Below are 15294 nucleotides of genomic sequence, written 5' to 3'. Positions count from 1 at the left end.
GAAGGTGATGCGTCATAATGGGTTTATTTCATTAAGGATGATTACCATGACTACACTTTCAGAAAAGGTAACGCATACTCTACGTAATTGGATTTTGGGAGGGCGTTTTTTACCTGGGCAACGTATAGAAGAAATACCTATGGCTGAACAACTTTGTGTATCGCGTACACCTATACGGGCTGCCTTAGCTGCGCTAGCCAATGAAGGGTTAATAGACTATCAGCCTAAGCGAGGCTATACCGTACGTAGTTTTGATTTAGAAGATGTGATGGCCGCATATCAAGTACGATCTGTTTTAGAAGGTTTAGCTTGCCGTACTGCTGCGTCAAAAGGATTGAGCGATGAGCAAGTGCATGCTTTACAAACTTGTTTAGCTCAAGGTGATGAGATTTTAAGCAAAATGAAACTATTGCCTGAGGATCATGCTCCTTATCAAGCCATGAACGCCAAACTACATAGTATATTTATAGAGGCAGCTAATAACCCTTGGTTAAAGCGTTTTACTCACCAAACCCAACAAATCCCCTATGCTTCTGATTGGTTTGTATTATGGGATGTAGAGCATGCCATAATACAACATTCCCATGAGGATCATCACCGTATTGTGAAGGCTGTAATAGAAAAAGATCCTTATAGAGCAGATATTTTAATGAGTGAGCATGTGTACTATGCAAGCGTTATTATGAAAAACCATTACGCTAAACTTATTGAAAAAAATATTAATTAAAAACTGCTCATAAAACCTTGAGACTTAAAATAAAAAATAGAAAAATAATTTATAGCTAATTTCTATTCATTCATCTGAGTTACTAAAGACTTATTTAGCAATAGTGATTGAAAGGCAACTCCACTGGGTTACATACATTCCAAAAAGAACTCCTCTAGGAGTGATTTATGTACTCATAATACCTATAACAAACCCACGATAAAAACCAAAGGATGAATTTATAAACTTCAGTATTGCCAACCTTCTAAATAGTTATTTTTTTAGTCGGTAATTTTACAATAGATCTCTAGAAATATACTAAACTATTAATCAATTCTTTGAGAGTCAAATTCTATCAGAGATCGGTCTTTATACTAGAGGTAAAATGCAAACTTAACTATACAAATAAAGACACAGCATCTGAAAAAACAATGCTTTCTATTTAAGTTTTATTATTTAATAAGTTAATTAAAATTTTGAACATAATACCCAATTTTTTAACTTATATATGCAATTAAAACCTCAAACTTTTTCCCATTCATCATTACCAAAAAACGGTTCGATTATGTTGAATAAAATAAAAAACATTTAAGAATAATAAATATCAAAGTGCGTTAAAAAATCAATTACTCACCTAGAATAATATATAAGAAAAATCAAATTCATTTTTTTGTTATTTGAATTTGCTTATAGGAGCTAGATGCCAATGATATTAAATGGCAGTGCGTTCTAATCAAATGTCATGCTGCCTCTTTAGAGAGCTTTGATAACTCAATAAAGATAAAAACCTTAGTTGTAAATCTTGTGCCAATATACGCCATTTTTATTTCTTTACAGCTATTGCTCATTCCTTGTCTGAGTAATCAGCTCGGCTTGTGCCAACGCTGCCAACAACGGCAATATATCGCGTTGTACACGCGCTAGGCCTATCTCAAAATACTCTGCTAGCACTTCACTTATCTCTAGTCCAGACAACGGCTCTTGTTGCAGCAGCTGCCACACAGCTTTAGCCGTACTATTCAATCGATGGATGACTCCGGTATCGGCATGAATTAAAAATAAGTCGTCATCAAGCTCATAGAGACTTACATTCTGCACAGGCTGCCATACCGTATCAGGTGTTAAATTTTGTTCTACTTCGTTTTGCTCATTCGGCGGGTAACTGAGCAAGCTGGCTGCTTGCACTATGCTAGTTGGTTGCTTTAATTGATCAGCCAAGTAGCGCGCCGCTGCAAGCGGTTCACTATAGCGCAATAAATAACACGGCGTGCGTTGCATTAGCGGCATTAAAAAAGTGATAAGCTCCTCGCCAGAAGCCTCGTAGGCGAAATTTTGACAGAGTAATTGCAACAAACCTTCGCCTGCTGAAAGACGAATAAGATCTGGTTCCGCTTGCGCTAACTCATCATGACTGCGCTCTAATAAGACAATGGCCCCTACAGGAGCGCGCTCGGCATGTTGTGCTAAGCGCGACTCTGAGGGGAGCACAAAACCATATCGCTCATCGGAAAGACGCAGTGAATCGTTTAAATAATCAAGAAATTCAGCAGAAAAAGTCGCTGGCAGAGGCAATCGTAGGCGTGGAGCCACGCCCATAGCTATTCCTTCGCCCTGAGCGGTTAAGCCCAAGACATCGTCACCAAATACTTTATAACCAGCTGCCATAAAAGCCGCTGATAAGGTGCTTTTACCCGCCCGACTATCCTCTGGAAAGAGTATTAATCGACCTGCTATTTCCACTGCGGCACAATGTAAGCCCAAAATCTCTGGTTGCTGTGCCAAGTAGCGCCCCATTAGCTCACCCACCACGCTGCATACTGCAGAGGTCGCAGATGGTATGTAAAACTCGTCACGGCTAGTCCACTCTCCCTGCCATAAGCCTTCTTTGTCTTTTTTAATATAAAAAGGCGGTGCCTCGTTATGAGGAGGCGTAAAGCTAACTGAACAGCCAGCTAATGCAGCGTTAAAAGCAGCCGTTACCTCTGGAGCATGGATGATACGTACACACGGCCCGATCCCTGGCAGGCATAAATCAACAACCGAATCTGTCACTATCGTTTCCGTGAGCCTGTAATAGCATCCTCAATAATCAATAATGGATCTTCGGCATAGTCACGAATTCGACTACGCTGACGTTGCAGAGCTCGATAGCTGGGTGCTGAATACGAATACGAGTAGGAGTAGGAGCGGCGATAACGTGAATAGCTGGGGTGAGAGTAGCTACGCTGACGTCGCCATTGTGCTTGAGCCTCGCCGACTGTGAAAAAAGTGGGGGCTACATAAGCACCTAGCATTCCTATTCCTATACTAGAAAGCAAACGGCGACGGCGCTGCTTTTTCTCATTCAGTTCACTTTTTTGCTTTTTTGACATATTGAAACCTTAACTATGGCTAAGTCATTACTGCGTCGGGTATTTTTACGGTAGGGTTCAGACAAAAACGCCATCACTGCCCATTAACCACAACACATAATAAGGGCTAAGCCCAAGAGCCTATAAGGTACCGCTAATACCTGTAAAAATGTTTCAGCAGGCGTTACTAATTACGTTTATTGCGGCCTAACCCATCAGAGCAGCGAGTAAAAGCACCTGCTCTATTTAAAGCATCACAGGCTTATATGTTTTCCGCTACACCCACCAATGGTAAGCTCGTTCTTTTTTGTTTAAGCTCAAGGAGTTTACGTTGATTGATTTACCTACACACCAGCTGACTATGAGTGTGCTGATGACCCCCGATACTGCCAATTTCTCGGGCAATGTGCATGGGGGAACCATTCTGAAATTATTAGATCAAGTCGCCTATGCGTGTGCTAGTCGCTATGCTAATCGTTATGTAGTTACACTGAGTGTGGACCAAGTGACATTTAAGCAGCCTATCCATGTGGGCGAACTTGTCACTTTTTTAGCCAGCGTTAATTACACGGGTAAAACCTCTATGGAGATTGGCGTAAAAGTTATAGCTGAAGACATTCGAAATCGTATTGTACGTCACGTTAACAGCTGTTTTTTTACCATGGTAGCAGTCGATGATCAGGATAAAAAGCCTGTGCCTGTACCTGCACTAATCCCCGCAACAGAAGATGAAAAAAGGCGCTATAAAGCAGCCCAAATGCGACGCGAGCTGCGCCAGGAAATTGAACAACGACAAAAAGCACTCCTCAATGCGGCATCCTCTTAATAAGAGCTGAAACCCTCATTTACCCCCTGTCGCACAAGCAGATAGGCCAAAACTAGGGATAACGTTTAAGCAACAAGGCCTTGCCAACTTTAATGAACGCTTCTATATTGAATTGAGACAGGGTAATTTTTGTCTCTTGTGCATGTTCACAGGCTTTCTTCTAAGGAGTCTATTATGCATATTCAATCGCTACAGTGGTTTTACGACCTCCAAGCGTCCAGCTCAGTAGGCATTTGGGATTACCTACGCCTTGCTTTTACTCTACCGGGTAATTTATTTGTTGAGCTCATTGGCGCTTTTCCTAGCCTTGCTAGTCTTTTAGGTATTGCAGCCTCGCCCGAAACAGGGTATGCCAGCTTAAATGGACTTATCGCAAAGGTGGTTTCTTGTGCTGTTTGGCTATTTCTTTTTATTCAACTTCTCAACTTTACTGCCAGACCAAAACGTCACCCCGTGTATTTGGACGAAGACAGCAAAACACAACCTTTAATGCTGCCTATGCCCAAAGACTATCCTGTTCTGCGACGCCCTACTCTTTAACTAGGCAAGCAAATAAAAAGCTGGCTTAACGCCAGCTTTTTAGTGAAAAACCACTTAAATTAAATATGGGGCGTTAAGTACGCTTTACCACCCAAATAAGGGCGTAATACTTCTGGTACTAAAACACTGCCATCGGCCTGTTGGAAATTTTCTAATACAGCCACCAAGGTACGTCCTACGGCTAGACCAGATCCATTTAGTGTATGCACGTACTCCGGCCGTTTTTCTTGACGGAAACGGGCCTGTAAACGTCGCGCTTGAAATGCTTCGCAATTAGAAATAGAGGAAATTTCACGCCATGTGTTTTGCGCGGGTAGCCATACCTCGAGGTCATACGTTTTTGCAGCTGAAAAGCCCATATCACCCGTACATAAAGACACGACTCGATAAGGCAAACCTAAACGCTGCAAAATGGTTTCTGCATGTCCAACCATTTGCTCTAACGCATCGTAGGACTGGTCGGGATGCACTATTTGCACCATTTCGACCTTATCAAACTGATGCTGACGAATAATACCGCGTGTATCTCGGCCACCACTGCCCGCCTCAGAACGGAAACACGGCGTATGAGCAGTTAAACGAATAGGAAGCTCATCGGCACGTAAAATTTCATCGCGCACCGTCCCCGTTAATGTAATTTCCGAGGTAGAAATTAAGTATAAATCTTCGGTTTGGCCCTCGTGCTCGTCAGTATGGTCTTGTCCCCCTTTGGTTACCCAAAACATATCGTCTTTGAATTTTGGTAACTGTCCGGTGCCAAATAATGTGGAGCTATTCACAATGTAAGGGGTATAACATTCGGTATAGCCGTGCTCTTCGGTTTGTACATCAAGCATGTACTGCGCTAGAGCGCGATGTAATTTGGCTATTTGACCACGCAACACCATAAAGCGAGCCCCAGAGAGCTTGCGCGCGGCTTCAAAATCAAGCCCAATACCCTCGCCAATAGCAACATGGTCTTTTACTTCAAAGTCAAACGGCTGAGGTATTGCATCAGCGGCTTCGTTGCCAGGCACCCAACGACGCACCTCTACATTTTGCTCTTCGGAATCGCCAACCGGAACCGAGGCATGAGGCGTATTAGGTAAACCACTGAGCCAATCATGAATTTCAGCCTGTAACTCACCCAATTGAGCTTCTAGCTCGTGCAGTTTTTTAGGTATGGCTTTGGATTCCTCCATTTCCTGGGACGCATCCTCGCCTTTAGCACGTAATTGTCCAATGAGCTTTGATAGCGTATTGCGGCGGGCTTGCAGGGACTCTGTTTCTACTTGGATCGCTTTACGCTGACTCTCTAGCGTATTAAAACGTTCGGTATCAAACTGCACCCCACGGGTTGCTAAAGCCGCAACCACCTCATCTAAATTTCTACGCAACGAATTAATATCTAACATAGTAAAAGCTCAAGGAATATAAGAATAAAAAGATTGTAGCGAAGTTCAGACTAAGATTTAAGTCGAAACTAGGATTTTGTGCGTTGGGATTGACGGTCTAGATCAGACAAAAAACGAAGCTTTTCTGCTATTTTTTGCTCTAAGCCTCGGTCAGTAGGTATGTAAAAACGTGGGCTTAAACCATCAGGGAAGTAATTTTCACCTGCCGCATAACCATGAGGCTCATCGTGCGCATAGCGATACGTTTTGCCATGCCCAAGCTGCTTCATTAATTTAGTGGGGGCATTACGTAAGTGCACTGGCACCGCAGCACTACCGTGCTCGGCAGCAAAACGACGCGCTTGATTATACGCCATGTACCCCGCATTGCTTTTTGGTGCTATAGCTAAATAAATCACGGCTTGTGCTAGGGCAAGTTCGCCCTCGGGCGAACCCAGTCGCTCGAACGTAGCCGCTGCATCATTCACAATTTGCATGGCTCTGGGGTCAGCCAAACCAATGTCTTCCCATGCCATTCGCACAATGCGACGAGACAAATAGGAGGCGTCTGCGCCCCCATCTAGCATGCGACTAAACCAATACAAAGCCGCATCGGGGTCTGAGCCGCGTACAGATTTATGCAAGGCACTAATCTGATCATAAAATGCATCACCGCCTTTATCAAAGCGTCGCAAATTATGTGAAAGTGACTGCTCTAGATAAGCTTGATCGACTTGGTCAACGCCTGCGGCTTGAGCCGACTCCGCCACTACCTCGACAGCATTAATAACACGACGGGCGTCACCATCTGCCCAAGCCGCCAACTGCTGCTGTGCGTCATCAGTGAAATGCAAATTAATTTGCGCATCCTCAACATAACGCGCAATGGCTTTTTGAACCAAGAGCAAAAGCTGCTCTATAGTTAGTGGCTGCAATACATAGACTCGCGCCCTAGAAAGTAAGGCCGAGTTCACTTCAAACGAGGGGTTTTCCGTTGTTGCCCCAATAAAAGTAAACAAGCCGCTTTCCACATACGGTAAAAAGGCGTCCTGCTGGGCCTTATTAAAGCGGTGCACCTCATCGACAAACAAAATAGTGCGTCTACCTTGGCCTTGTGCAACCTGAGCTTTTACCACCGCATCTCGAATGTCTTTAACACCACCCAACACGGCAGAAATAGCAATAAACTGCGCATCAAAACCCTGCGCCATCATGCGAGCCAAGGTGGTTTTGCCCACACCGGGAGGCCCCCAGAAGATCATTGAGTGAGGACGACCCGAAGCAAAAGCCACACGCAAGGGTTTACCTTCTCCGACCAGATCGGTCTGCCCCACGACCTCATCAAGATGACGAGGTCGTAATCGCTCTGCTAAGGGCGCATAGGGAGTTGTTTGAGAAGTAAATAAATCGTCAGCCATTAGCGTGTATTGGTTAAGGCAAGGTCACCACATCGACACCCGATGGGGCTTTGAATTCAAATGTTGAGTCTGCTAGATTTGCCTGTGTATTTACCTGGGTTAAATCAATGATTGTGCGCTGGTCAAAGCTATCTAATAGCACCAGACGAATAGGTAGCTGGTCTTTAAACGCAATATCTACATAAGTAAACCCAGCATCCTTGGACTTGGGCGTGGCCCGTAACCACTGTACCGCTTCTTCGTCGGGCCTGTCTTCCAATACAAAACTGTCTTCAAGTTGCCCTGAGCCAAATAAAATAGCTGCCGGTGACGTGCCAATGGCTTGATCCACCCCACGCTGAGTTAGCTGGTTAAGGTCGGGATCGTACTGGTAGAGCTGTTTACCATCAGAAACCACCAACTGTTCGTAGGGTTTCAATACAGACCATTTAAACTTTCCTGGGCGCTTAAACGCGAACTCCCCTGTTTGAGCAGGACGCGAGGCACCTTGAGCATCAATGGTACTTTGACTAAATTGTCCCGATGCACTGTGCACCTGTTGAACAAACTGTTGAAGCTGTTGCGTTGCTGTCTGCGCATACACCATCGCACTTGCAGCAAGACTCAGAGCCATTACGCTAATTTTTGACAACCATGTCATAGCATTCCTTTAGTCTTTATTAACAGGAACCAAAATCTCGCGATTTCCATTTGGCCCCATTGCTGAAACAATTCCGGCTTTTTCCATTTCTTCAATTAAACGGGCCGCACGGTTATAGCCTACTCGCAGTTGACGTTGTACTCCTGAAATGGAGGCACGTTGTGTTTCCATAACTACCGCTACCGCTTGATCATACAACGGGTCGGACTCGGCATCGACGAATCCGGTTACCGCATTCACGCCATCACCGGTTTCGCCCCCAGCATCTAAAATGCCATCTATATAATCGGGCTCGCCTTGCTCTTTGAGGTAGTCCACCACGCGATGAACCTCTTCATCATCCACAAAAGCGCCATGAACACGTATAGGCACGGAAGTGCCCGGCGGCAAATACAGCATATCGCCTTGGCCCAGCAAGCTTTCGGCCCCCATTTGATCCAAAATAGTGCGGGAGTCCACACGTGACGAAACTTGAAACGAAATACGCGTGGGAATATTCGCTTTAATCAAACCAGTAATGACGTCCACACTGGGGCGTTGAGTCGCCAACACCAAATGAATACCGGCAGCACGGGCTTTTTGCGCCAAGCGGGCGATAAGCTCTTCGATTTTCTTGCCAGCCACCATCATTAAATCGGCTAACTCATCAATAACCACTACGATAAAGGGCAGCGCGTCTAAAGGTTCAGGTGCATCCGGTGTCAAAGAGAACGGGTTAGGAATGTTTTCACCACGCTCTTTGGCCTCTTTAATTTTGCTATTAAAGCCAGCCAAATTACGCACCCCCATTTTACTCATTAGCTTGTAGCGCCGCTCCATTTCATTCACACACCATGTCAACGCATTGGCGGCTTCGCGCATATCCGTCACTACAGGAGCCAATAAATGAGGGATGTTTTCATACACGCTCATTTCTAGCATTTTAGGATCAATAAGAATGAGTCGTGCTTCTTCTGGTGTGGCTTTGTAAAGAATAGAAAGAATCATGGCGTTGATCCCCACTGATTTACCTGAGCCAGTGGTACCAGCCACTAATAGGTGCGGCATACGCGCCAAGTCGGCCACAACAGCGTGCCCTGCAATGTCTTTACCCAAAGCTACCGTTAGCAAAGACTTGCTTTCCACAAAGCTTTTAGATCCCACAATTTCCTCTAAACGTACCATTTGGCGTTTAGGATTGGGCAGCTCTAAACCCATTAAGTTCTTGCCAGGGATCGTTTCTACCACCCTAATGTCTACTAGACTTAAAGAACGGGCTAAGTCCTTGGATAAATTCACAATTTGATTGCCTTTTACCCCGGTAGCAGGCTCTATCTCATAGCGAGTAATAACAGGCCCAGACTGGGCTTCCATTACGGTCACATTCACACCAAAGTCACCTAATTTTTTCTCAATTAAGCGTGATGTGAACTCGAGAGTTTCCGCAGAAATAGGCTCACCTAGCTCTTGAGCTACGTCTAAAAGATCAAGAGGAGGCAAATTAACGTCTGCTACAGGCCGTGCTGCTTTAACCACCACGGCTTGCGTTTGTGTTTGTATTACAGCTTTGGGAGCCTCTGGCTCGGGACTGGCAACGGCAGGCTCATCAAAGATTGGATGTTTATAAGGTCTAGAAGTGATTGGCTCTTGCTCTAGGCCAGCAGCTTGAGTGTGTGCCAAACCACCTAAAGTGGGCTCTTTACGTTCTGCGGGTGAAGGTGCTGTGAGCACAGGCTCAGACTTAGGTTCGGGACGTAGTTCTTGTTTGGTCGAAATAGCCTCGGTACGTTCAGCGGCTTTACGCTGCCCCACTCGCTTATCATCCCAGCGCGCTTTGAGCGCACCTATTTTAAAATAAATGATCTCTAAACTACGGCCTACGTGTTCCGCCACATTTAACCACGAAAAACCAAAAAACCAACTGGCCCCAACGCAAACAGCAACGAGCAGCATGACTATAGCGCCAGCCATGCCTAAATACGTAACTAAAAGTGAGGCAAATAGCTGTCCAATTTGCCCCCCAGCGCCCGCAGGTAAATCGAAACCAAACCGCAACTGGAGCGCCTCAAACCCCATTGAGCCAAACAAGAAAAGCACAAATCCTATGCCGATTTCCCATGGCACTCTGGCTAAGGGTTCTTGAATGCGCCCAGTTGGCATTACAATGTTAGTAATTCGGTAAAAGCCGACCACTAAGTATTGCACTAGCAATACAATCCAAAGCCATGCGCTGTAACCAAATAGGTAATACAGAATATCGGATACATAAGCGCCTAGCTTGCCACCTTGGTTATGAATAGCCCCTGCATCCAACGAGTGGGACCAAGCCGGGTCGGAACTATTCCATGTAAATAGGACCAAAGCTAGCCAGGTCGCTAATAATAGAAACACAACCCAACGGGCTTCAAGCGCCAAAGAGCTAAGCCGCTGTTGCCATTTAGAAGGCCCATTACGGACGTTTTTTGCTGATCGATTTGTAGTTGCAGGTATTCTAGCCATGACTCATTATAATTGGCTGATCATTGATTATTGGGAAATAGATAATGTCTACTGTTAAACATGCTAAAGTTTTGATTTTAGGCTCCGGCCCCGCTGGATATACAGCGGCCATCTATGCAGCTCGTGCTAATTTAAAGCCCATGCTGATCACGGGTATGGAGCCCGGTGGGCAACTAATGACCACCACAGACGTAGAAAACTGGCCCGCTGACGCAAATGGGGTAACAGGACCAGACCTCATGGCACGCTTCCAGGCCCATGCCGAGCGCTTTGAAACAGAACTCATCTTTGATCAAATTGTATCGGTAGATTTAAAACAACGTCCATATACCTTAAAGGGTGACGGCGGAAATACATATACATGTGATGCACTGATTATATGCACAGGAGCCTCTGCCATGTACTTAGGCTTAGATTCTGAGCAAGAATTCATGGGGCGTGGTGTTTCCGGTTGTGCGACCTGCGATGGTTTTTTCTACAAAAATCAGGACGTCATTGTAGTCGGTGGCGGCAACACAGCGGTTGAAGAGGCATTGTACCTATCAAACATTTGCAAAACCGTAACATTAGTTCACCGTCGTGATACCTTCCGCTCAGAGGCTATCTTAACGGACAAACTTATGGAGCGTGTAGAAAATGGCAATATCAAGCTCAAACTCTTTTACGAGCTTGACGAGGTCTTGGGCGATGCCTCGGGCGTAACAGGTGTGCGCTTACGTAATAATCAAGACAACACAACCGAAGAATTAGATGTGATGGGTGTGTTTATTGCTATTGGTCACCACCCTAACACTGAGCTATTCCAAGATCAGCTAACTATGAAAGACGGCTATATTATTACGCGTAGTGGTCTAGAGGGAATGGCTACCATGACATCCGTTCCAGGTGTATTTGCTGCAGGCGATGTACAAGACACCATTTACCGCCAAGCTATCACCAGCGCTGGTACTGGTTGTATGGCGGCTTTAGATGCTCAGCGTTGGCTCGAGAGTGAAAACCTTTAAACACCACAAAACGCTGGCTGAACTTAAAGCCTTAAAAAAAGCGTTGCAAACACCGCCTCAGCCTCCTCCTATGGTGGCTGAGGCGCAGTCTACTCAAAAACCCACGTTGCGCTTCGGGCTCCATTCAAAAAGCACGCTTAATGCTGTGCTAGACCCTAATGACAAAGCCCTCTTTCACCAAGCTGTACGTGGCACCACCCCATTAAAGACAAAAAACACAGGCCAAAAACTGCCTGTATTGCCTAAAAAAAATACCGTTCCATCCGAACAATATTTACAACGCCAACGACATGCCAGTGGTGAAGATGAGCTTTTAGACATTTACGGCCTGTCAGATGAGTTTGCGCTCGAGTTTTACGATAGACCTATCAACGAATACCGCAGCTCCTATTGCGGTACTGATGTATTACGCGATTTAAAAAAAGGACGCTGGCCCATTGCCAACCATATTGACTTACATGGCTCAACCCTAGAGCAAGCCCGTTTGCGCCTTAATTATTTTTTAAAACATAGTCTTATTGAACAATACCGTTGTGTGCGTATTGTCCATGGGGTTGGATATGGTTCTAAAGATAAAAGCCCGGTGTTACCTTTAGCGGTGCGACGCTGGTTAAGTCAGTTAGACTTTGTATTAGCCTTTACAGACTGCAACCCAGCTGAAGGAGGGAGTGGCGCTGTAAAAGTACTATTACGTATCAAGCGTCATTCATAAGGTTTTCTATGAGCTGGATTTATTTATCTATCGCTATTTTCGCCGAAATTATTGCCACCACAGCCCTAAAAAAAGCCGAAGGGTTTAGTGTATTAGTGCCTTCAATTGTGACGGTAAGCGGTTATGCGATTGCGTTTTATTTTTTATCGTTATCTTTAAAAGATATTCCTGTGGGTGTGGCCTATGCAGTTTGGTCTGGCATTGGCATCGTAGCCATTTCAATTATTGGGCTCGTTTTATTTAAACAACGCTTAGATGCTGCTGCTATGATTGGGGTGGGTTTTATTGTGGTTGGGGTACTTATTTTAAATATTTTTTCTAAAACCAGCAGTTAAACCAAAGCCAGAAAAGACAAAACCAGTCTGGTTTCCAGACTGGTTTTGTGGGTTTATTATAATTTTGGTTACTGCTGATGCCATTATTTTTTTATGGCTAGCCCTATGTATGGGCCTATGGTCTCCTCACCAACATGTTCTTATTGTGCCCTACTTTATTCAGCCTGACACTTAGGGTATGCACTAGGATAAGCATTTATTTTTTGATTGCATGGAAGAAATATTGCCCTAGTCTAAAAAATCCATAGCAGCGGCTAAATCCTGCATGGTTTGTTCTGCTTGCTTTGCTTGAGGATTGATCGGAGTTTTTAAAGAGCGCGCCGCTTTTGTTTGTGTTTTGAACTGCACCCCTAAAACCTGAGCTAATTTAAAAGCCATACCTATTTCCGCACGCTCTTTACCCTTTTCTATATCGATCACCCACTGTCTGCTGGCCCCTACCTGAGATGCCACTTCAGCTTGGCTAAGCCCTAGCTGGCGTCGCCTTTCCCGCAGTAACTCACCAAAACGATATGCATCCATAAACTGATAACTCATTCCTGTCCTCGGTAATGTCTTATTCCACGTTAGCCTTTTATGCAAAGAGCGTTGGCTGTAAGGGTTAATCAATCTTTGTCTATAAGTAATCTATTTAGCATAAAAGCAAGCGCTAGAACATGATCCCTATCTAGAAAAAAGCTTTTTTACGACTTATATCGTGAATTAACCTCTGTTTCCTAGTATTTACCCTTGTGTCTCTACCCCCCAATCTACAACCAAAGTCGTCTATTGAAATTTATCTTGCCACCGTATATTGGGATGCTAGAGCGTACTCATACGCCACCTTATTGCCCTTAGCAGTAAAAAAACCTTATCGATGAAAACAACATCATAAAAGGAGACATACATGAGTTCATCCCGCGATATCGTCGCCGAGGTGATCCACAACCCAAAATACCAAGAGCTACTGGCACGACGTACCCGCATCAGTATGGCATTTTTTGTGGTCACTCTCATTATCTACGCAGGCTTTATTTTAACCCTTGCTTTTGATCCTGAGCTATTTAGTCGCCCAATGGGCAATCTCACCATGAGCATTGGCGTGTTCATTGGCATTTTAGTTTTGATTAGTGCAAGTATTCTCGTCGCACTTTACGTTTATATCTCTAATAAGGTTTTTGATCCTTTATTAAATGCCGTTCTAGCGGAGGTAAAAGAATGAAACCATGGATTTCTGCCTTTGCTTTATTTGCGGCAAGTTCTTCAATAGCCCATGCTGCCGAGACACCCAATAACATGTCTGCCATTGTTATGTTCCTGATTTTTATTGCAGGGACCATGGTAATTACATGGTGGGCGGCACGTCGTACACAAACCACTTCTGATTTCTATACTGCTGGCGGGGGCATCACCGGCTTTCAAAATGGTTTGGCTATTGCGGGTGACTATTTATCTGCGGCCTCTTTCTTAGGTATTGCGGGAATGGTGTACGTCAGTGGTTTTGACGGCATGATTTACGCCATTGGTTTTATGTTTGGTTGGCCAACGGTGATGTTTTTAATTGCTGAACGCTTACGCAACTTAGGTCGCTATAACTTTGCTGACGTGACTTCTTTCCGGTTACGCCAAACCCCTATGCGAGTCTTAGCTGCCAGCGCTTCTCTTTTAATTATTGCCTTATATTTAATTGCTCAAATGGTAGGCGCGGGCAAGCTAATTGTGTTGCTCTTCGGTATTGAGTACAAATTTGCCGTGATTATCGTTGGCTCTCTCATGATGATCTACGTCGCTTTTGGCGGCATGACGGCCACTACTTGGGTACAAATTATTAAGGCAGTGCTTATGCTACTAGGCGCTAGCTTAATGACCTTCCTCGTTTTAGCTGCGTTCCGTTTCAATGTAGACAGCTTGCTTACCGAGGCTGTAGCCGTGCATCCCGATGGCCGTAGCATTCTCGCCCCCGGCTCCTCTGTTAGTGGTAACCCATTAAATGCCTTGTCCCTAGGTATTGCTCTAGCTTTTGGTACAGCTGGTTTACCTCATATTTTAATGCGCTTCTTTACCGTAGCTGACGCCAAAGAAGCTCGTAAATCGGTTATTTGGGCCAGTAGCTTCATTGGGTATTTCTACTTACTAACCTTTATTATTGGTTTTGGCGCTATTGCTTTACTGGTGCAGCATCCTGAATACTACATCACCGACGCCGAGGGCAACTTTGATATGCTTCAAAGCTTAATCGGTGGTACGAACATGGTTGCTGTGCATTTAGCCAATGCCGTTGGTGGTGATCTTTTACTTGGCTTCCTTGCTGCTGTGACTTTTGCTACTATTGTTGCAGTTGTAGCAGGTTTAGCGCTAGCCGGTGCTGCTGCCATTTCGCATGACTTGTACGCCAACGTTATTGCAAAAGGCCAAGCCACCGAACACAATCAAATGCGTATTTCCCGTATCTCAACCGTTGCTTTAGGGATCCTTTCTATCATATTAGGTATTGTGTTTGAAAACCAAAACGTTGCCTTTATGGTAGGTTTAGCCTTTGCCATCGCGGCCAGCTCTAACTTCCCTGTCTTGGTACTATCTATCTCTTGGCGCGGATGTACCACTCGTGGTGCGACAATTGGTGGTTTCCTCGGGTTAACGACTGCTACTGTTTGGGTTATGTTAAGTTCTACCGTTTGGGTTGATGTTTTTGGGTTTGCCGAACCCATCACTCCTTTCCCGAATCCTGGTATTCTTTCCATCCCACTCGCTTTTGTCGCTATTTGGTTATTTTCTAAACTAGACAAATCACCAGATTCAGTGCGTGAAAAAGCAGCCTTTGATGCTCTTACCGTACGTAGTCAAACAGGAATTGGTGCTTCGCAAGCCAGCGCACACTAACTTCTTGTATTAACTACATCATACAAAGGGAGCCAAGGCTCCCTTTGTGGAT

General features: G+C 44.8%; 15 protein-coding genes. 8 read left to right on the top strand and 7 right to left on the bottom strand.

Annotated elements, in window-relative coordinates; translation table 11 throughout:
• Positions 1-46 precede the first annotated feature (46 nt).
• Complete coding sequence (locus tag ACBP46_RS07795; protein ID WP_371016180.1) at positions 47-727, top strand: GntR family transcriptional regulator; 681 nt, start codon at positions 47-49, stop codon at positions 725-727.
• Between the two features lie 816 nt (positions 728-1543).
• Here ACBP46_RS07795 and ACBP46_RS07790 read toward each other — a convergent pair.
• Entirely contained in the window at positions 1544-2758 is a 1215-nt protein-coding gene (locus tag ACBP46_RS07790; RefSeq protein ID WP_371016179.1) for a PqqD family peptide modification chaperone, read from the bottom strand.
• On the bottom strand, positions 2758-3078 hold the full coding sequence (locus ACBP46_RS07785) for a hypothetical protein (protein ID WP_371016178.1): 321 nt from the start codon (positions 3076-3078) through the stop codon (positions 2758-2760). The genes ACBP46_RS07790 and ACBP46_RS07785 overlap by 1 nt, the downstream gene beginning before the upstream one ends.
• 340 nt (positions 3079-3418) lie before the next feature.
• Between ACBP46_RS07785 and ACBP46_RS07780 the strand changes: the two genes are divergently transcribed.
• Both ACBP46_RS07780 and ACBP46_RS07775 read left to right on the top strand, forming a co-directional pair.
• Positions 3419-3883, top strand: coding sequence for an acyl-CoA thioesterase (locus ACBP46_RS07780; RefSeq protein WP_371016562.1), 465 nt, complete (start codon positions 3419-3421; stop codon positions 3881-3883).
• A 174-nt stretch (positions 3884-4057) separates the two neighbouring features.
• Complete coding sequence (locus tag ACBP46_RS07775) at positions 4058-4423, top strand: hypothetical protein (protein ID WP_371016177.1); 366 nt, start codon at positions 4058-4060, stop codon at positions 4421-4423.
• Positions 4424-4482: 59 nt separating this feature from the next.
• Here the strand turns inward: ACBP46_RS07775 and serS are convergent, their stop codons facing one another.
• From serS to ACBP46_RS07755, 4 genes are all read right to left on the bottom strand, one after another.
• Complete coding sequence (gene serS, locus ACBP46_RS07770; RefSeq protein WP_371016176.1) at positions 4483-5817, bottom strand: serine--tRNA ligase; 1335 nt, start codon at positions 5815-5817, stop codon at positions 4483-4485.
• Between the two features lie 68 nt (positions 5818-5885).
• Complete coding sequence (locus tag ACBP46_RS07765) at positions 5886-7214, bottom strand: replication-associated recombination protein A (RefSeq protein ID WP_371016175.1); 1329 nt, start codon at positions 7212-7214, stop codon at positions 5886-5888.
• 13 nt (positions 7215-7227) lie between these two features.
• Positions 7228-7854 (bottom strand): outer membrane lipoprotein chaperone LolA, encoded by a 627-nt coding sequence (gene lolA / locus ACBP46_RS07760; RefSeq protein WP_371016174.1) that lies wholly within the window; start codon positions 7852-7854, stop codon positions 7228-7230.
• A gap of 9 nt (positions 7855-7863) precedes the next feature.
• On the bottom strand, positions 7864-10332 hold the full coding sequence (locus ACBP46_RS07755) for a DNA translocase FtsK (RefSeq protein ID WP_371016173.1): 2469 nt from the start codon (positions 10330-10332) through the stop codon (positions 7864-7866).
• A 44-nt stretch (positions 10333-10376) separates the two neighbouring features.
• Between ACBP46_RS07755 and trxB the strand changes: the two genes are divergently transcribed.
• The 3 genes from trxB to ACBP46_RS07740 are packed head-to-tail and all read left to right on the top strand — an operon-like array spanning position 10377 to position 12383.
• Complete coding sequence (trxB, locus tag ACBP46_RS07750; RefSeq protein WP_371016172.1) at positions 10377-11336, top strand: thioredoxin-disulfide reductase; 960 nt, start codon at positions 10377-10379, stop codon at positions 11334-11336.
• Entirely contained in the window at positions 11323-12048 is a 726-nt protein-coding gene (locus tag ACBP46_RS07745) for a Smr/MutS family protein (protein ID WP_371016171.1), read from the top strand. Before trxB ends, ACBP46_RS07745 begins: the two co-directional genes overlap by 14 nt.
• 8 nt (positions 12049-12056) lie before the next feature.
• Positions 12057-12383 carry a DMT family transporter gene (locus ACBP46_RS07740; protein ID WP_371016170.1) on the top strand — a complete coding sequence of 109 codons (327 nt, stop codon included), beginning with the start codon at positions 12057-12059 and terminating at the stop codon, positions 12381-12383.
• Positions 12384-12611: 228 nt separating this feature from the next.
• Here the strand turns inward: ACBP46_RS07740 and ACBP46_RS07735 are convergent, their stop codons facing one another.
• Positions 12612-12920 carry a helix-turn-helix transcriptional regulator gene (locus ACBP46_RS07735; protein WP_371016169.1) on the bottom strand — a complete coding sequence of 103 codons (309 nt, stop codon included), beginning with the start codon at positions 12918-12920 and terminating at the stop codon, positions 12612-12614.
• 349 nt (positions 12921-13269) lie between these two features.
• On the opposite strand from ACBP46_RS07735, the gene ACBP46_RS07730 reads away from it, so the two are divergent.
• Both ACBP46_RS07730 and actP read left to right on the top strand, forming a co-directional pair.
• The gene (locus ACBP46_RS07730) at positions 13270-13584 is read left to right on the top strand and encodes a DUF485 domain-containing protein (RefSeq protein ID WP_371016168.1); all 315 of its coding nucleotides are present in this window, start codon (positions 13270-13272) and stop codon (positions 13582-13584) included.
• Positions 13581-15242: a cation/acetate symporter ActP gene (gene actP / locus ACBP46_RS07725; RefSeq protein WP_371016167.1), complete on the top strand. Its 1662-nt coding sequence runs from the start codon at positions 13581-13583 to the stop codon at positions 15240-15242. Before ACBP46_RS07730 ends, actP begins: the two co-directional genes overlap by 4 nt.
• Positions 15243-15294: the final 52 nt, after the last annotated feature.

Source organism: Paenalcaligenes hominis, assembly GCF_041359055.1.
Taxonomy (GTDB): Bacteria; Pseudomonadota; Gammaproteobacteria; order Burkholderiales; family Burkholderiaceae_B; genus Paenalcaligenes; species Paenalcaligenes hominis_A.
The sequence above is the reverse complement of the archived record's forward strand: the minus strand, read 5'-3'. Positions and strand labels throughout refer to the sequence as shown.

Bases quoted from the DNA above. Each gene is read 5' to 3' on its own strand.
- ACBP46_RS07795 (WP_371016180.1), top strand. From the start codon at position 47: ATGACTACACTTTCAGAAAAGGTAACGCATACTCTACGTAATTGGATT.
- ACBP46_RS07785 (WP_371016178.1), bottom strand. From the start codon at position 3,078: ATGTCAAAAAAGCAAAAAAGTGAACTGAATGAGAAAAAGCAGCGCCGT.
- ACBP46_RS07780 (WP_371016562.1), top strand. From the start codon at position 3,419: ATGAGTGTGCTGATGACCCCCGATACTGCCAATTTCTCGGGCAATGTG.
- ACBP46_RS07775 (WP_371016177.1), top strand. From the start codon at position 4,058: ATGCATATTCAATCGCTACAGTGGTTTTACGACCTCCAAGCGTCCAGC.
- serS (WP_371016176.1), bottom strand. From the start codon at position 5,817: ATGTTAGATATTAATTCGTTGCGTAGAAATTTAGATGAGGTGGTTGCG.
- ACBP46_RS07765 (WP_371016175.1), bottom strand. From the start codon at position 7,214: ATGGCTGACGATTTATTTACTTCTCAAACAACTCCCTATGCGCCCTTA.
- lolA (WP_371016174.1), bottom strand. From the start codon at position 7,854: ATGACATGGTTGTCAAAAATTAGCGTAATGGCTCTGAGTCTTGCTGCA.
- ACBP46_RS07755 (WP_371016173.1), bottom strand. From the start codon at position 10,332: ATGGCTAGAATACCTGCAACTACAAATCGATCAGCAAAAAACGTCCGT.
- trxB (WP_371016172.1), top strand. From the start codon at position 10,377: ATGTCTACTGTTAAACATGCTAAAGTTTTGATTTTAGGCTCCGGCCCC.
- ACBP46_RS07740 (WP_371016170.1), top strand. From the start codon at position 12,057: ATGAGCTGGATTTATTTATCTATCGCTATTTTCGCCGAAATTATTGCC.
- ACBP46_RS07735 (WP_371016169.1), bottom strand. From the start codon at position 12,920: ATGAGTTATCAGTTTATGGATGCATATCGTTTTGGTGAGTTACTGCGG.
- ACBP46_RS07730 (WP_371016168.1), top strand. From the start codon at position 13,270: ATGAGTTCATCCCGCGATATCGTCGCCGAGGTGATCCACAACCCAAAA.
- actP (WP_371016167.1), top strand. From the start codon at position 13,581: ATGAAACCATGGATTTCTGCCTTTGCTTTATTTGCGGCAAGTTCTTCA.